The sequence below is a fragment of the Pseudomonas syringae pv. tomato str. DC3000 genome, assembly GCF_000007805.1.
Taxonomy (GTDB): domain Bacteria; phylum Pseudomonadota; class Gammaproteobacteria; order Pseudomonadales; family Pseudomonadaceae; genus Aquipseudomonas; species Aquipseudomonas avellanae.
Genome location: NC_004578.1, coordinates 808,163 through 825,000 on the forward strand (window position 1 = coordinate 808,163; position 16,838 = coordinate 825,000).

Sequence of the window (16,838 nt, forward strand, 5' to 3'; positions counted from 1 at the left end):
ATCGCCGCCCCGGTCGCTCCAACGGCCTTCGGCCAGAATAAAGGGCAACGCGAGTGCAGCGCGACGGTGCAGCTGTGAGCGCCAGCGCTGTCAACTGGTGCAGCGGGTGCTGCGTTCGACAATGCACATCGGCGTGCCGGCCACCGGCTCGCGCATGATCTGCACGTGCACGTCGAACACCTGACACACCAGCTCGGCGGTCAGCACATCACCCGGCGCGCCGCAGGTCACCAGACGTCCGCCCTGCATCACCGCCAGATGGTCGGCGTAGCGGCAGGCCTGATTGATGTCATGGAGCACGGTAATCACGGTTTTGCCTTCAGCGCTAAGCTCGCGCATCAGGTCCAGCAGTTCGACCTGATGGCTGATGTCCAGGTAGGTGGTCGGTTCATCGAGCAAAACGATGGCTGCGTCCTGCGCGAGAATCATCGCCAGCCAGGCGCGCTGCCGCTGCCCGCCGGACAAATCGGACAGCGGGCGTTCGGCCAGGGTAGCCAGTTCCATGCGCTGCAACGCCTGATCGACACTGTGCTGATCGGCCCCGCTCAAACGCCCCCACAAACTGTTGTGCGGGCTGCGGCCGTAAGCCACCAGTTGGCGCACGTTGACGCCTTCGGGAATCGGCAGCACTTGCGGCAAAAACGCCACCTTGCAGGCCAGCTCCCTGGCCGACAGCTGGCTGTAGCCTTTACCGTCCAGGCTCAGGCTGCCCGACTGCGGGGTGAGGATCCGCGCGAACGCCTTGAGCAGCGTGGATTTGCCGCAGCCGTTGGGGCCGATCAACGCCGTGACCTGCCCCGCGGGCGGGCTGAATGACAGGTCCTGCACGATCCGCGTTGCGCCGTAGCCGATGTCGAGGTGCTGCGCCTTCAGAATGCTCATGGGTCAACCTTTGAATCGGGCCAGCAGCCAGAGAAAATACGGAGCGCCGATCACGGCGGTGAGAATCCCGGCAGGGATCTCGCTGGGCGCGATCAGCGTGCGGCCCAGCGTATCGGCCAGCACCAGCAATAGCGCGCCCAGCACCATCGACGCGGGCAGCAGGTATTGATGATGACCGCCAACCAGACGGCGAGCCATGTGCGGCGCGACCAGCCCGACAAAACTCACCGGCCCGATAATGCCCACGCCCAGGCTGGTCAGCAGCACGGCACTGCCCATCGCCAGCCAGCGAATACGTTTCAGGCTTGTGCCCAGGCTCTGTGCTGCCTCATCGCCAAGGCCGATCAGGTTCAGTGGTTTGGCCAGCAGCATACTGAGCGGGATCAGCAGCAAAAGCGGTGTGGCCAGCAAGACGTGGTGCCAGTTGCGGCTCCACAAACTGCCGGTCAAGGCCAGCAGCGCGGTGTTGATGTCCAGTGGATTGGACAGGATCAGGAACTCGGTGATGCTCGACAGAGTGACCGCAATCGCCACCCCGGACAGCGCAAAACGCATCCCGGAAAACTGCACGCCGGTGTTGTACAAAGCCAGCAGCAATGCGCCCGCCGCACCGCCCAGACATGCCACAAACGGCAGCGCAGCCACGGGCAATTGCGGCAGGCCGATAATGGCGATGGTCAGCGCCAGTCCCGCGCCCTGGGTCACACCCAGGATTTCCGGCGAGGCCAGCGGGTTGCGAATCACGCCTTGCACGATGGCGCCCGCCAGGCCGAGCGCACAGCCGGTCATGATCGCGATCAGGCCGCGTGGCAGGCGATGATTCCATACTTCAAAGTCTTTGCTGTCGTGAGCAATCAAGTGATCAAGCACCGCGCCAGGCTTAAGCCACACGGTACCCGCGCTGAGGCTCAACAACAGCGCCAGTGCCAGCAACATGATCAGCAATAACAGCCGGGAACGAGGCTGGTTCATAGCGCACGCCTCGCCAGAAACAGAAAGAACGGCGCGCCGATCAACGCTGTCACCACGCCAGCCGGTGTCTCTACCGGAAACGCCACGGCGCGGCTGATCAGGTCGGAAGCCAATACAATGGCCGCGCCCAGACCGGCACTGATCGGGACCAGCCAGCGGTAGTCATTGCCCAGCCATTGGCGAGCGATGTTTGGTGCGATCAGGCCGACAAAGGCAATCGGCCCAACTGCACAGACGCTGGCACCGACCAGCAGCAGGCTGACCACAAACACCAGCAGCCGCAGGGCGCCGATACGCACGCCCAGCGAACGGGCGGCGTCTTCACCCAGGTTGATCAGGTTCAGACGTGGCGCACAGGCAATCGCCAACACCAGGCCGATCAGCGTGCAGGGCCAGAGCAGTTGCAGTTGCTCGGCACCGACATTGGCCAGTGAGCCGGCCAGCCAGTTGAGGACACTCTGCGCCTGGGCTTCGACCAGAATCACCGTGAGGCGAGTCAATGCTGCGCACAGCGCCGCAACGGCGACACCCGCCAGCACCAGTCGCCCTTGCGCGGTGGTCGGCGACCATGCGCCACCGAGGCTGAACACGGTAATCCACGCCAGTGCGCCGCCGATGCAGGTCATCAACAGTGCGCCACCGGCAAAGGGCAGCGCGACCAGCCCGGTGGAAAACAGCGCCAGACCCAACGCCGCGCCTGCCGTGACGCCAAACAAGGACGGCGAGGCCAGACGGTTGCGCGTGATGCCTTGCATCAACGCCCCGGCGACACCGAGGCACGCGCCCACCAATGCTGCGCACAAGGCACGCGGCACCCGCAGTTGCGCGACGATATACGCGATATTGCCACCCTCGCGACCCTGCGTGAACAGCCCGTTCCAGGCATCTATCTGGCGAATGCTGAACGACGACAAGGCGAACAGCGACACCCAGAACAGTCCCAGGCAGGTCGCGGCAATCACGCCCGCCATCAGCCAGCGGCGCATTTAAGGGTTCAGCACGGCCTTGCCGCCCTTGAGTACGGCAAGCGCATCGTCAGCGATCTGCTCGGACGCCATGATTCCGCGATTGCGCGCCCAGCTATCACCGTCGACTTCGGCCACCTGTTTATTACGTACAGCGCCGAGCACCTGCCACAGCGGCTGCTTGCTCCAGGTGTCGACAATGCTCGGGCGACGATAATGGCCGACCAGCAACCAGTTGGGGTCCAGGGCGAGCAGTTGCTCCAGGCTGACGAACTCGGTGGGCGCGGCGTTGTTGCGCACTTCCGGTACTTGCAAACCGATGGCTTGCAGCACGCTGCCTGCGTAGGAGTGCGGGCCGTGGACCGAGAAACTGTCTTCACGGGCAACGCCGAACAGCACGTTGCTGTCGGCAGGAATCTGCTCGGCAACGGTTTTCAGGTGCTGACGGTTTTCTGCGATTCGCGCCTGCATCTCCGGGCCTTTGCCCAGCGCCATGCCGATCAGCCCGGCAGATTTCAGGCTGCCCTGATAGTCCTCGCCGCGTGACGGCAACATCAGCGTCGGAGCCAGGCTGGCCAGGTCGTTATAAAGAGCCTGATGACGACCGAGGTCAGCGATGATCAGGTCCGGCTTGAGCCGTGCGATCACTTCGATATTGGGTTGCGAGCGCAGCCCCACCGACTGCCATTCACCCACGGCCTTGCGCACCTTGGGCAGTACACGACTGGCGTCGCCATCATCTGCGGCGCCGACCGGTGTCACGCCAACCGAAGCAAGCCCGTCGAGAAACGAAAATTCCAGTACCACCACGCGCTTGGGGGTGTCTGGCAGATGCACCTTGTGCTGGCCGTCATCGATGTCGATGGGCGCAGCCTGAGCGGCGCTCGCCAGCAGCGTGAGCAGGCCGCAAGCCAATAAATGCGGAAGTCGAAAAGCACGCACGGCGAATGTCCTTTCTAAACAGAAGCTGAATCGTGAAAAACAGACGCGCCAGAAAAGGCGCGAAGAAAACGGCGGGCACTATTTCACATCGTGACGGCGGGATCAAAAGTCATTTACGCGTGGGTGCAGTTCTCATTCAGGTCATTTGTTGAAACCTTTTGTCACACACCGCACTCTCAACCGCTTCAATGACAGGCACGGTCATGAGCATCCGCGACGATGTGTCGCAAGGTTTTGGAGGAAGTTATGGGCGCATTGCTCAAGCAAGAAAAGTTTCTGCTGCTGGCAATCATCGCCATGTTTGTCGCCTATCCGCTGGAGCATGTGTTGCTGGGCAACGGCCAGGTCGTCGCACTGGTCTCCGGGCTGGCGCTGGTCGGCTTCATCGTCTGCGCGTCGATGCGCGTTGCCCACCACGCCGAGATGCTCGCGGAAAAGGTCGGTGACCCCTACGGCACGATGATCCTCACGCTCTCTGCGGTGCTGGTCGAAGTGGTGATCCTGGCGATCATGATGAGCAACGAGCCATCGCCGACGCTGGTGCGTGACACGATTTACTCGGCGGTGATGCTCGACATCAACGGCATCCTCGGCCTGGCCGCGCTGATGGGCGGCATCAAGCACGGCGAGCAGTCGTACAACGATGATTCGGCACGGACCTACAGCGTGATGATCCTCACCGCGATGGGCGTGTCGATGGTGGTGCCCGAGTTCATTCCCAAGGGTGACTGGAAGATCTATTCGGCGTTCACCATCGGCGCAATGATTCTGCTCTACACCTTGTTCCTGCGTATGCAGGTCGGCCCGCACAGCTACTTTTTCAGCTACAGCTACCCGGAAAAGAAAAAACGTCAGGGCTCGGATCAGACTGAAGAGCATGCCGAGCCGGTCAACCTGACCCGCTCCATTGCCACGTTGATCACAGGCGTCGTGGTAATTGGCGCGCTGGCCGAGGTGATGTCCAAGACCGTTGATCTGGGGCTGGAGGGCACGGGCGCGCCACCGGTCATGACCGCTATTCTGGTCGCCGCCATTTCTGCTGCGCCGGAGATTCTGACCGCCTTGCGCGCAGCACTCGCCAACCGCATGCAGTCGGTGGTCAATATCGCGTTGGGTGCGTCGCTCTCCACCGTGATCCTGACCGTTCCGGTCATGGAAGCGATGGCGCTTTACAGTGGCCAGCCGTTCCAGATGGCCATGACCCCGGTGCAGACCGTGATGATTTTCATCACCCTGCTGGTGTCCGCCATCAACCTTAATGACGGCGAAACCAACGCCATCGAAGGCATGACTCACTTCGTGCTGTTCGCGACGTTTATCATGCTGTCTTGTCTGGGGCTTTGAGGTTTCAGGTGAAATTCTGGACGCACAAATCCGGCTCACTCCTACAAAGATCTATGTCTAGCCGTCTAATGCGGCTCTTAGCCCCGTTTTTCGGGCTTGTCGGGACTTGCTTATAACGATGAGCGCGGAGCATGGGCATGGCACGTTCAACTCTCGCTGCGCACTGTCAGCCCTGAATCAACTCTCGCGCAGCCTGGCTGTGGTCGGCAATCAGCTGCTTGATATCCAGGCCTTCAACCTGTCCGTCAATCACTCGCCACTGACCGCCAACCATCACTCGATCGGCACGGTCTGCCCCGCACAGCAACAGCGCTGAAAGCGGATCGTGGCTGCCGGAGAAGCGCAGTTCATCGAGTTTGAAAAATGCCAGATCAGCCTGTTTGCCCACCGCCAGTTCACCTATATCAGTGCGGCCCAACAACTGCGCCGAGCCTTTGGTCGCCCAGCCAAGCACCAACTGCGGGGTGATTTTTTCCGCGCCGTAGCGCAGGCGTTGCAGGTACAGCGCCTGGCGGGTTTCGAGGATCATGTTCGAGGCATCATTGGACGCCGAGCCGTCCACGCCGAGGCCAAGCGGCGCGCCTGCAGCAATCAGGTCCAGGGTCGGGCAAATGCCAGAGGCCAGGCGCATGTTCGAGCTGGGGCAGTGACAGACGCCGGTGCCCGCAGCGCCGAGGCGGGCGATTTCATCAGGGTTGAAGTGGATACCATGGGCCAGCCAGGTGCGCGGGCCGAGCCAGCCGACGCTGTCCAGGTAATCCACGGTACGCAGGCCGAAGCGTTGCAGGCAGAAGTCCTCTTCATCGAGGGTTTCGGCCAAATGAGTGTGCAGGCGCACGTCGAGTTTTTCTGCTAGGGCCGCGCTCTCGGCCATGATCTGCGGTGTGACCGAGAAGGGCGAGCAGGGCGCCAGCGCGATTTGAATCTGCGCCCCGTCGTCGCGCTCGTGATACGTCTCAATCAGGCGCTGGCTGTCGGCCAGAATCACCTCGCCCTGTTGCACGGTTTGCTGGGGTGGCAAACCTCCATCGGCTTCGCCAAGGCTCATCGAACCGCGCGTCAGCATCGCGCGCATGCCCAGTTCGCGCACGCTTTGCACCTGAACATCGATGGCGTGTTCCAGCCCGTCGGGGAACAGGTAGTGGTGGTCGGCAGCCGTCGTGCAGCCCGACAGCAGCAACTCAGCCAACGCAACCTTGCTGGCCACGGCCAGTTTTTCCGGCGTCAGGCGCGCCCACACCGGATACAGCGTCTTGAGCCACGGGAACAAAGGCTGATTGACCACCGGCGCCCAGGCGCGGGTCAGGGTTTGATAGAAATGGTGATGGGTGTTGATCAAGCCTGGCAGCAACACATGCTCGCGAGCATCGAACGACTGTGTGCAGGGCAATGAAGGTTGCTGCCCGGCAGCCAGCAGTTCGGTGATGACGCCATCTTCGATGACCAGACCGCCACGGGCGTCCAGGTCATTGGCGGTAAATACAGCAAGAGGGTTTTTCAACCAGATACGGGTCGCAGGCACGGGCCGGCTCCTCTGAAAGACAGGTTCAGGGTTAGCCAGCTCAGTGTTGCCCTGTCTGCTGATCCAGGGTGGCCGGGGCTTGTGCGCCCCGGCGAAGGGCTGTGATTTTAGTTGAGCTGCCGGTTACCAGGCAATCGCCTTGCCTTGGTAATCGATAAAGTGATGCCCGCCTTTGCCTGCGTAGGTGTTGAGTTGCTCTACAAGGCCTGTGGTACTGGTCAGCACGTCGATGGCCGCGTTATCGCCGCCCATGTCGGTCTTCACCCAACCCGGATGCATCGACAACACGGTCGGACGGTTTTCACCCAACTGGCTGACAAAGGTGTTGGTCATCGAGTTGAGTGCCGCCTTGCTGGCTTTGTACAGCGCCAGTTCTGCGCCATCCGGGCAGGCAACGCTGCCCAGCCACGAACTCATGAACGCCAGCACGCCGGTACCCGGACGGATCTGCCCGATGAAACGCTCGGCCAGACGAATCGGCGCGACCGCGTTGGTCAGGAACAATTGCCCAAGCTCGGCCGCAGTCGACTGCGCCGCGCTCTGATGTTTGGGGCCGGTGATCCCGGCATTGACGAATAGCACGTCGAACACCTCGCCGCGCAGCTTCTGGACCAGTACTTCCAGCGAAGCGGTGTCGTCCATATCCACCGTCTCGATCCGCACGCCGTCAACGGCCCTGAGGTTTTCAGCGTTCTGCGGATCACGCACGGTGGCGGTAACTTGCCAGCCCTGTTCAGTCAGGCGTTGAACCAACCCGAGCCCCAGGCCACGCGAAGCACCGATGATGAGGGCGGTTTTTTTGGTAGTGGTCATGAAGGATTCCTTGGCAGATTGAGAGACAGATTCCATGGCAGGGCTAGCACGCCTCTCGACAGTTTCGACCTTGCAGCGTACTCCTGCCTATAAACTGTTGGAATCTCTGTCAGCCAGAAACGTTCATAGTTTGGATTATCGTTGCGCACGCTCCAGCGTCGGAACGCCTTGGGTGACACTCCGCGTCACAGATCTGCGCCGCGCCGCTCATCAGGGATAGGACGCAGAGCGTCCAGAACGGCATGCGACGCAGAGCGTCGCACGCTAGTCAAAAGTTGAAGCCCCCTCAATGCCCCGCCCGCCACGGCTGGCCCAGCGAAACCGGCGCGTACAGCCGGGTGCGCAGGGCGTCGCGGGAGAGCAGGACGAGGACGATGATGGTGGCCACGTAAGGCAGCATCGCCAGCAGGTTGGACGGGATCGCCAGGCCGATGCCTTGTGCCACCAGGTGCAGGATGCTGGCGAGGCCGAACAGGTAGGCGCCGAGCAGCAGGCGCCAGACTCGCCAGCTGGCAAATACCACCAGCGCCAGGGCGATCCAGCCACGTCCAGCGCTCATGTTTTCCGCCCACATCGGTGTATAGGCCAGCGACAGGTAAGCCCCGGCCAGCCCGGCCATTGCACCGCCGAACAACACCGCCAGGGTTCGCACCCGCAATACCGGCAAGCCCATGGCACTGGCGGCGTCCGGGTTTTCGCCGACCGCCTGGATGATCAGCCCAACGCGGCTTTTCAGCAGCGCCCAGGCCACCAGCGCGAACAGTGCAAAAGACAGGTAGACCAGCAGGTCCTGGGCAAACAGCATGCGGCCGATCAGCGGGATATCGCTGAGGAAGGGGATGGCCACCGGCTCGAAACCACTGAGCGGTTTGCCAACCCAGGCGGCACCCACGAAGCTTGAAAGCCCGACACCAAAAATAGTCAGCGCCAGACCGGTCGCGACCTGATTGGCGTTGAATACCAGCGCCACCAGCGCGAACAAGGCCGAGAGCAACATGCCCGCCAGCATCGCCAGCAAGACGCCCAGCCACAGATTGCCGGTGCTCAGCGCAACGATGAAACCGATCACCGCCCCGAACAGCATCATGCCTTCCTGGCCCAGATTGATGACGCCGCTTTTTTCGCAAATGAGTTCGCCCAGTGCGACGAGCAGCAACGGCGTGCCACAACGGACCATGGCATAGAAAATATTGCTCAGCAGGTCGATATCCATCATGCGGCTCCTGTGACGGGTGTCATCTGGCGCTTGGCCCAGTGCAGTTTCAGGCGCGGCCGGTAGAGGATCAGCACATCGCAGGCGAGCAGGAAGAACAGCATCATCCCTTGAAACAACTGGGTGATGGCCAACGGCAGGTTCAGGGTCATTTGCGCGCTTTCGCCGCCCAGATACAGCAGGGCGATCAGCAGGCTGGAGAACAGAATGCCGATGGGGTTGAGGCGACCGAGAAAGGCCACGGTGATTGCGGCATAGCCGTAACCCGGCGAAACCTGCGGCACCAGTTGGCCAATCGGGCCGGCGACTTCCGATACACCCGCCAGCCCGGCCAGCGCGCCACTGATCAACAGCGCCAGCCACACCAGGCGTTTCTCGCGAAAGCCGACGAAGCCAGCCGCTCGCTTGTCCAGGCCCAGCACCTTGATCTGGAAGCCGACAAAGCTGCGTTGCAGCAACACCCAGACCGCGACCAGCGCGAACAGGGCAAAGTACACCCCGATGTGCGCGCGGCCATCTTCCATCAATAGCGGCAGACGGCTCGCGTCGCCAAAGGTCGCGGACTCCGGGAAGTTCATGCCGGCAGGGTCTTTCAGCGGGCCATGCACGAAATACAGCAGCAGGTTGAGGGCGATGTAGTTGAGCATGATGCTGGTGAGAATTTCATTGGCGTTGAATTGAGTACGCAACCATGCCGTCACGCCTGCCCAAGCCGCCCCGGCCAGCGTCCCGGCCAACAGCACCATCACCAGCGCCCAACGGCTTTCCATCTCGATGATATTCACCGCCACGGCACTGCCCGCCAGCGCACCGAGCAACAATTGGCCTTCGGCGCCGATGTTCCAGATGCGTGCCTGATAGGCAACCGCTAGCCCCAGTGCACACAGTAGAATCGGCAACGTCTTGACCATCAGTTCCGACAGCCCATAAAGATCGCTGACCGGAGCGATCAACAGGGTGTGCAGCGTCACCCACGGGTTCAGCCCCAGGCCGATGAACAGCAGCGAGCCGCAGATCAGGGTCAGGACGGCAGCCAGCAGCGGCGAGCACCACAACATGGCGCGCGATTGCTGGCCACGCGGTTCCAGAGAAAGCAGCATGTTTTGCTCCGTTAACCCGGCGTGTGGGCCTGGGTTTGAGAATGATCGAACTGTCCCGCCATCCAGCCGCCGATCTGTACGGTGCTGGTCTGTTCAGTGGGGATCAGGTCGGAAAGCTGGCCGCCGCTCAAGGCAGCGAGTCGGTCGCTGATCTGGAACAACTCGTCCAGGTCCTCGGAAATCACCAGAATCGCCGCCCCCGCATCGCGCAAGGCGATCAGCGCCCGGTGGATCGCCGCTGCTGCCCCCACGTCCACGCCCCAGGTCGGGTGCGCCGCGATCAGCAGCTTCGGGTTTTGCAGAATTTCCCGACCGAGAATGAATTTCTGCAGGTTGCCGCCCGACAGGCTGCGCGCCGGGGCCTGTGCGTCGGGCGTCTTGACGGCAAAGCGGCGAATGATTTCGTCGGCCAGGGCACGGGCCTTGCCGCGTTGAATCAGGCCGTTGCTCACCAGCCCCTGTTGGAAGGCGGTGAGCAGGGCGTTATCCGCCAGGCTCAATTCCGGCACTGCGCCATGCCCCAGGCGTTCGGCCGGGACAAACGCCAGACCGCGCTTGCGGCGGGCATCCGGGCGCAGGTGGCCGACCGGTGTGTTTGCGAAACGCAGGGTCGCCGCCTGCGCATGAGGCAGCGTTTGTTCGCCGCTCAGCAGCGCGAGTAATTCATCCTGACCGTTACCGGCCACGCCCGCGATGCCGACGATCTCGCCGCTGCACACCTCAAGGCTAAGGTCTTTGAGGGAGCAGCCGAACGGGTCCGGGTTGTGCCAGGACAGTCTGTCCACTTGCAGAAAGGCCGCGCCGCCGCTGACTTTTTCGTAGTGCGCGGTCAGGCCCTCGGCATCGCCGACCATCAATCGTGCCAGCTCCAGATCGGAGCATTCGGCCGGAATACAGTGCCCGGAGACCTTGCCGTTACGCAGCACGGTTGCGCTGTGGCACAAGGCGCGAACTTCGCCCAGCTTATGGCTGATGAACAGAATGCTGCAGCCTTCGCTGGCCAGATGCCGGAGGGTGACGAACAGTTCTTCGGCTTCCTGAGGTGTGAGGACCGAGGTGGGTTCGTCGAGAATCAACAGGTGAATGTCCTGCATCAGGCAGCGAATGATTTCGACTTTCTGCCGCTCGCCGATCGACAGGCTGTGCACCAGACGCTGGGGCTCCACGGCCATGCCGTAGCGTTGCGAGACCTCGCGAATACGCGGCTCCAGTTGCCTGGGCGTGCCGGCTGCCGCGCCCATCGCCAGCGCAATGTTCTGCGCCACGCTCAAGGTCTCGAACAGTGAGAAATGCTGGAACACCATGCCAATCCCCAGGCTTCTGGCCTGCGCCGGATTGCGCATGATCTGCGCCTGGCCTTGCCAGATGATCGACCCGGCATCTGGCTGGGTAACGCCATAGATGATCTTCATCAGGGTACTTTTGCCAGCACCGTTCTCACCCAGAAGGGCATGAATTTCGCCCGGCTGAATGGTCAGGTCGACAGCATCGTTGGCCAGGCAACCGGGATACCGTTTGGTGATATGGCGCAACTGGAGACGCGCAGGTATCGCGTGGTTTGACATGAAAGGCTCTGAGGCAAAGTGGGTCGCCTGTGGATAAAGCAAAATCCTGGCCAATGGGTCAGGTTTCAGGCGCGATACGCTGAATCAAGCCAGAACGGGGATTTTGTGCTTTTGCAGATCGCATCAGCGGGGGTCGGTTTTGCCATTTCAGCACCAGTTCGGGGCGCGCTGATAACGCGAAGGTGCAAAACATGGCTTATTGATTTGAGTAAAAAATGTACAGCGCGCGGCGAGGGAGATGCAGTGAACCGATGCGCGAACCTTGCACCTGTTATCCACAGGTTATTCCACAGTTACTGTGCGCAAGCCGAAATGTGAAGAATAACGCCACACGGGTTAGCGCCCAAAGGTGCTAAAGCGCGCTAACAGACTGTTTTTGCGCCGTTTTTGCGGTTTCCGCAACAGATTGTACAAAAAATGATCATTCTTCTTAAAGCCGCGTCCAGCAAGGCGCGCAGTGGAGTGTGCTCAGCTTATCCACAGTCGGATGCACAGTAGATGTGGGCAATTGCCGCTGTGCTGTCTACTCCGTTGCGGCCTTGTGCAAAAGGATTCTGCCGCGACTCAGATCGGCCAGTTGCCGTTGTAGCGTATCGACATGTTCAGGGCCGATGGCAATTGCCATTTGCACACCATTGGCGGTGAATTCTTCGTTTTCCACCAGGCCGTTCAGCTCCGCCAGGCGCAGCTTGACCAGCGTCAGTTCACTGAAACTGCATTCGAGGTGGAATGAAGCGCGCTGAATGAGCGGCAGACGCTCGGCCTGCTGCAGGCATTTGTTGGCGCCGCCGCCGTAAGCGCGGGCCAGGCCGCCGGTGCCCAGTTGAATGCCGCCGTACCAGCGAATCACCAGTACCACCACCTGATCGAATTCCTGCGCTTCGATGGCGGCCAGAATCGGTCTGCCTGCTGTGCCGCCCGGTTCGCCATCGTCGTTGCTGCGGTACTGGCTGCCCAGTTTCCAGGCCCAGCAATTGTGGGTGGCGTTCAAGTCGCTGTGCTGCTCAATGAACGCTTGTGCGTCGGCCGGGCTGGCGATGGGCGCGGCGAGGGTGATGAAGCGGCTCTTGCGGATTTCTTCACGAAATTCGCAAGGGCCGGCAAGGGTAAAAGGCATGCGTGTGTCCAGCTGGCGTCAAGGTGCCGATTCTACAAGGCTGGCGGTGTCAGCCCACAACCTTTGAGGATGATCCGGATCAGATTGTTGCTGGCCTGATCCATGTCCTGCCGGGTCAGGCGAGAGCGGCCGGTGACACGACAGATCTGCGAGGCGAAGTCGGCATAGTGCTGGGTGCTGCCCCACAGCAGAAAGATCAGGTGCACCGGATCGACCGGGTCCATCTTTCCGGCATCGATCCAGGCTTGAAAGACCGCTGCCCGCCCCTGAAACCAGAGGCGGTAATCCTGGCTGAAATATTCGCTCATGCATTCGCCGCCGCTGATGATCTCCATGGCGAAGATTCGTGATGCCTGCGGTTGCCGGCGCGAGAACTCCATCTTGGCGCGAATATAGCGGGCCAGCGCTTCTGCCGGGTCGTCGTCGACGCTGAGGTTGTTGAACGTGCTGTCCCACAAATCAATGATATTGCTCAGCACCGCGACATACAGGCCCAGCTTGTTGGTGAAGTAATAATGAAGGTTGGCTTTCGGCAGTCCGGCTTTCAGCGCAATGGTGTTCATGCTGGTGCCCTTGAAACCGTGGCGGGCAAATTCGTCTTCGGCGGCCTGGATGATCGTTTCTTCGTTCTTCTGACGAATACGGCTCGCAGGCTTGGTGGCGCTGTGTGCTGGAACTTCAAGGGTCATGGGCTATTCCGGACAGGTCGTAGGGCGCGACGATTGAGCTGATGATGACTGAATAGGTAATGCACCGGCGACTATCTCGCAAGTGCGGCTATGGAAACCTATCGTGGTTGTTCAAGGGGTTTGCGTTCCGTCGCAGCCTGGGTCGTCGTCACGGCGACTTTACCCTCCGGAATCAGCAGGCACATGACAATGGCTGTAATGCCGCCGCTGGTGATTGCCGAATCGAACAGGTTCTGGACCAACTTGGGCATCTGATGCAGCAGCGCCGGCTGCGCCGCAATGCCCAGGCCGACACCAAATGAGGTGGCGATGATCAGCATGCTACGCCGATCCAGTGGCGACTGGGCGAGGATGCGAACGCCTGCCGCCGCAACGCTGCCGAACATCACCAGCGTTGCGCCGCCCAGCACCGGTTTAGGGATCTGCTGGACGATGGCGCCGATATGCGGAAACAGTCCGAGGATGAACAGCACGGCACCGATGTACAGGCCGACATAGCGGCTGGCAACGCCGGTCAACTGAATCACTCCGTTGTTCTGCGCGAACGTGGTGTTGGGAAAGGCACTGAAAGTCGCGGCAATCATGCAGCTCACACCGTCGCCGAGCACGCCACCCTTGAGCCGCGCCACATAGCTCGGCCCGCTGATCGGCTGGCGGGCCAGCATGCAGTTGGCGGTCAGGTCGCCGACGGTTTCGATACTGCTGATCAGATAAATCAGCGCGACCGGCAGGAAAGCGGTCCAGTCAAAATTGAAACCGAAGCGGAACGGCACTGGCACGCTGATCAGCGGCAGATCGTGAATCGGCTGCGGGATCAGCTTGCCGCTGAACCATGCGGCCAGGCTGCCGACAGCCAGGCCGATGATGATCGCCGACAAGCGCACCCATGGAGTGTTGGAGCGATTGAGCACAATGATCACTGCGAGTACGAACACCCCCAGCGCCAGGTTCAGCGGTGCGCCGAAGTCCGGTGCATTGAAGCCGCCACCCAGGTCAGTCACGCCGACCTTGATCAGGCTCACGCCGATCAGGGTAATCACGATCCCGGTGACCAGCGGGGTGATGATACGCCGCAACTGACCGATGCAACGACTGAGCACTATCTGCACCAGTGCACCGAAAAAGCAGACGCCGAAGATCATCGCCATGATGTCCTCCGGGCTACCGCCGCGCTGCTTGACCAGAAAGCCTGCCGACAACACTGCGCCTAAAAACGCAAAACTGGTGCCTTGCAGACAGATCATGCCTGCACCGATGCCGAACGGCCTGCGCGCCTGAATGAACGTGCCGGTGCCGGACACCATCAACGCCATGCTGATCAGGTAAGGCAGGTATTCGGTCAGCCCCAGGGTTGATCCGATAATCAGCGGCGGCGTGATTATCCCGACGAAACTGGCGAGCACGTGCTGGAATGCCGCCAGTATGGCCGTCAGCGGTTTGGGACGGTCATTCAGGCCGTAGATCAGGTCGTCGTTGTCAGAAGTTTCGGGCTGCATGGCGAAGTCTCGAAATGGGAAGTGCCATGTGCTGGCGCATTGGTATTCACGATCACTGCAAAAAACTGTCCACCTGCTCAGGTTATTTCCCAGTAAGCCCCTCTATTGCCTGCTATATCAGACGGATAGCGTTTTCAGGCTGCTCTCCTGACCGGGCGAATACGGCGGGTGCTGGCAAGAATGTGTCATCGGGTAGCAGCAAGCGCTTCCAGAAAGCCTTCGAGCACCAAATGAGGGCGTCGGCCTTTGCGGGTGACGGTGACCAGATTGAGGTCGTAAAATTTCGCGTCCGGTTTCAATGCGCGCAACCTGCCTTCCTGCACCCAGGCGTTGGCGTAATGATCCGGCAGATAGCCGATGTAGCGCCCGGTCAGAATGAGGAACGCGATGCCTTCCCGGTCGGAGGCACTGGCGGTGCATGTCAATGCCTTGTAGTGCTCCTGAATATCGTTCGGCAGGCGGAAGGTTGGAGCAACGGCTTCCTGTAGCGCGAGACGCTGGTCGTCGAGCATTGTGTTTTCTGCATAGAACAACGGATGACCCACCGCGCAATAAAGCAGCGAGCGCTCGCTGTACAACGAATGATATTCCAGCCCCGGCAGCGCGCTGGCCTGCGGCACCACGCCAACATGCAGGCCGCCGTCGAGTACGCCTTGCTCGACTTCGGCGGGCGCGATCATGCGGATATTGATATGCACGCCAGGCCCACGTTCTTTAAGGCGCGACAGTGCATGGGTTATGCGCATGTGGGGGAGGGTGACGAGGTTATCGGTCAGGCCTATGTTCAGCTCGCCGCGCAGGTTCTGGTGCAGGCCGTTGACCTCAGTGCGAAAGCTCTCCAGCGCACTGAGCAGTTGCAGCGATGACTGATAAACCTCGCGCCCCTCATCGGTCAGTGAAAACCCTGCTCGCCCCCGCTGACACAGACGCAAACCAAGGCGTTGTTCCAGATCGCTCATCTGCTGGCTGATCGCCGATCTGCCGATGCCAAGCGCACTTTCTGCAGCTGAAAAGCCCCCAGCCTCGACTACGCTCTTGAAGATGCGCAGCAAGCGAATGTCAAAATCACTGACCTGGGCCAACGGGTCGGAGCGGCGGATGCTCATTGTTTAGTTGCTCATTGTTTAGCGAATTGCAAACTAAAGATCATAAAAATCATGTTTTATGAACTTTAGCCGCGTGTCACTTTGGCTGCAATCACCGTTAGCTCAAGCGCCTGCGAGGCTCGCTCCCATGAATATGTTCGAATTGTCTGATGTGCCGGTCACAAGTCAGTTGAAGCTGGATGCTCACTGGATGCCTTACACCGCGAACCGCAACTTCCACAGCGATCCGCGCATGATCGTCGCCGCGCATGGCAGCTATCTGACAGACGACAAGGGCCGCAAGATCTACGATGGGCTTTCCGGTCTGTGGACCTGCGGCGCTGGGCATACGCGCAAGGAAATTCAGGAAGCCGTTTCCCGCCAACTGGGCGTGCTGGATTACGCGCCGGGCTTTCAGTTCGGGCATCCGTTGTCATTTCAACTGGCAGAAAAGATTACCGAACTGACGCCGGGCAATCTCAATCACGTGTTCTATACCAACTCGGGCTCTGAGTGTGCAGATACCGCAGTGAAGATGGTGCGTGCCTACTGGCGGCTGAAAGGGCAGGCGACCAAGACCAAGATGATCGGTCGGGCGCGCGGCTATCATGGCGTGAATGTCGGTGGTACCAGCCTGGGTGGGGTAAACGGCAACCGCAAGATGTTCGGGCAACTGATGGATGTCGATCACCTGCCGCATACCCTGCTGGCCAGCAATGCGTACTCCAAGGGCATGCCTGAAGCAGGCGGTATCGCGCTGGCCGACGAAATGCTGAAACTGATCGAACTGCACGATGCGTCGAACATTGCGGCAGTCATCGTAGAGCCGATGGCAGGTTCTGCCGGCGTGATCGTTCCGCCGCAAGGCTACCTCAAGCGGCTGCGTGAGATTTGCGATCAACATAATATTCTGCTGATCTTCGATGAAGTCATCACCGGTTTCGGGCGCACCGGCTCGATGTTTGGTGCTGACAGTTTCGGCGTGACACCTGACCTGATGTGCATCGCCAAACAAATCACCAACGGCGCGATACCCATGGGCGCGGTGATTGCCAGCAGCGAGATTTACCAGACCTTCATGAATCAACCGACGCCGGATTACGCCGTTGAATTCCCCCACGGTTATACCTATT

At 60.7% G+C, this 16,838-nt stretch carries 15 protein-coding genes (1 of these 15 cut by a window edge); 2 read left to right on the forward strand and 13 right to left on the reverse strand.

Going from position 1 to position 16,838, the window contains the following annotated elements:
• Positions 1-90: 90 nt before the first annotated feature.
• From fecE to PSPTO_RS04010, 4 genes are read right to left on the reverse strand one after another with little or no spacing between them, the layout of a single operon-like run.
• Positions 91-882: a Fe(3+) dicitrate ABC transporter ATP-binding protein FecE gene (gene fecE / locus PSPTO_RS03995; protein WP_005770064.1), complete on the reverse strand. Its 792-nt coding sequence runs from the start codon at positions 880-882 to the stop codon at positions 91-93.
• 3 nt (positions 883-885) lie between these two features.
• Positions 886-1,854 carry an iron chelate uptake ABC transporter family permease subunit gene (locus PSPTO_RS04000; RefSeq protein WP_011103269.1) on the reverse strand — a complete coding sequence of 323 codons (969 nt, stop codon included), beginning with the start codon at positions 1,852-1,854 and terminating at the stop codon, positions 886-888.
• Entirely contained in the window at positions 1,851-2,840 is a 990-nt protein-coding gene (gene fecC / locus PSPTO_RS04005; RefSeq protein ID WP_010202134.1) for an iron-dicitrate ABC transporter permease FecC, read from the reverse strand. Before fecC ends, PSPTO_RS04000 begins: the two co-directional genes overlap by 4 nt.
• Positions 2,841-3,761 carry a Fe(3+) dicitrate ABC transporter substrate-binding protein FecB gene (locus tag PSPTO_RS04010; protein ID WP_007245539.1) on the reverse strand — a complete coding sequence of 307 codons (921 nt, stop codon included), beginning with the start codon at positions 3,759-3,761 and terminating at the stop codon, positions 2,841-2,843. It lies immediately after the preceding gene.
• A 246-nt stretch (positions 3,762-4,007) separates the two neighbouring features.
• On the opposite strand from PSPTO_RS04010, the gene PSPTO_RS04015 reads away from it, so the two are divergent.
• Positions 4,008-5,105, forward strand: a complete 1,098-nt coding sequence (locus PSPTO_RS04015) for a calcium:proton antiporter (RefSeq protein WP_007245540.1) — start codon at positions 4,008-4,010, stop codon at positions 5,103-5,105.
• 166 nt (positions 5,106-5,271) lie between these two features.
• Here the strand turns inward: PSPTO_RS04015 and PSPTO_RS04020 are convergent, their stop codons facing one another.
• The 9 genes from PSPTO_RS04020 to PSPTO_RS04065 all read right to left on the reverse strand — a co-directional run bounded on the left by PSPTO_RS04020 (position 5,272) and on the right by PSPTO_RS04065 (position 15,726).
• Positions 5,272-6,627 (reverse strand): 8-oxoguanine deaminase, encoded by a 1,356-nt coding sequence (locus PSPTO_RS04020; RefSeq protein ID WP_011103270.1) that lies wholly within the window; start codon positions 6,625-6,627, stop codon positions 5,272-5,274.
• A gap of 123 nt (positions 6,628-6,750) precedes the next feature.
• A complete protein-coding gene (locus tag PSPTO_RS04025) occupies positions 6,751-7,440 on the reverse strand; it encodes an SDR family oxidoreductase (RefSeq protein ID WP_046463381.1) in 690 nt (229 codons plus the stop codon).
• A gap of 286 nt (positions 7,441-7,726) precedes the next feature.
• Positions 7,727-8,653 carry an ABC transporter permease gene (locus PSPTO_RS04035; protein ID WP_005770049.1) on the reverse strand — a complete coding sequence of 309 codons (927 nt, stop codon included), beginning with the start codon at positions 8,651-8,653 and terminating at the stop codon, positions 7,727-7,729.
• Complete coding sequence (locus tag PSPTO_RS04040; RefSeq protein ID WP_007245542.1) at positions 8,653-9,753, reverse strand: ABC transporter permease; 1,101 nt, start codon at positions 9,751-9,753, stop codon at positions 8,653-8,655. Before PSPTO_RS04040 ends, PSPTO_RS04035 begins: the two co-directional genes overlap by 1 nt.
• 11 nt (positions 9,754-9,764) lie before the next feature.
• Positions 9,765-11,318, reverse strand: coding sequence for an ABC transporter ATP-binding protein (locus PSPTO_RS04045; protein WP_011103272.1), 1,554 nt, complete (start codon positions 11,316-11,318; stop codon positions 9,765-9,767).
• A 523-nt stretch (positions 11,319-11,841) separates the two neighbouring features.
• On the reverse strand, positions 11,842-12,435 hold the full coding sequence (locus PSPTO_RS04050; RefSeq protein WP_007245544.1) for an IMPACT family protein: 594 nt from the start codon (positions 12,433-12,435) through the stop codon (positions 11,842-11,844).
• A 32-nt stretch (positions 12,436-12,467) separates the two neighbouring features.
• A complete protein-coding gene (locus PSPTO_RS04055) occupies positions 12,468-13,124 on the reverse strand; it encodes a TetR/AcrR family transcriptional regulator (protein ID WP_005770041.1) in 657 nt (218 codons plus the stop codon).
• 98 nt (positions 13,125-13,222) lie between these two features.
• Positions 13,223-14,620, reverse strand: a complete 1,398-nt coding sequence (locus PSPTO_RS04060) for a uracil-xanthine permease family protein (RefSeq protein WP_011103273.1) — start codon at positions 14,618-14,620, stop codon at positions 13,223-13,225.
• A gap of 185 nt (positions 14,621-14,805) precedes the next feature.
• Entirely contained in the window at positions 14,806-15,726 is a 921-nt protein-coding gene (locus PSPTO_RS04065; protein WP_007245546.1) for a LysR family transcriptional regulator, read from the reverse strand.
• A 127-nt stretch (positions 15,727-15,853) separates the two neighbouring features.
• Between PSPTO_RS04065 and PSPTO_RS04070 the strand changes: the two genes are divergently transcribed.
• A protein-coding gene (locus PSPTO_RS04070) for an aspartate aminotransferase family protein (RefSeq protein ID WP_003383172.1) crosses the window boundary here: on the forward strand, positions 15,854-16,838 show its 5' portion. The gene runs 362 nt beyond the window's last position; only the first 985 of its 1,347 coding nucleotides appear in the window; its start codon is at positions 15,854-15,856; its stop codon lies off the right edge, out of view.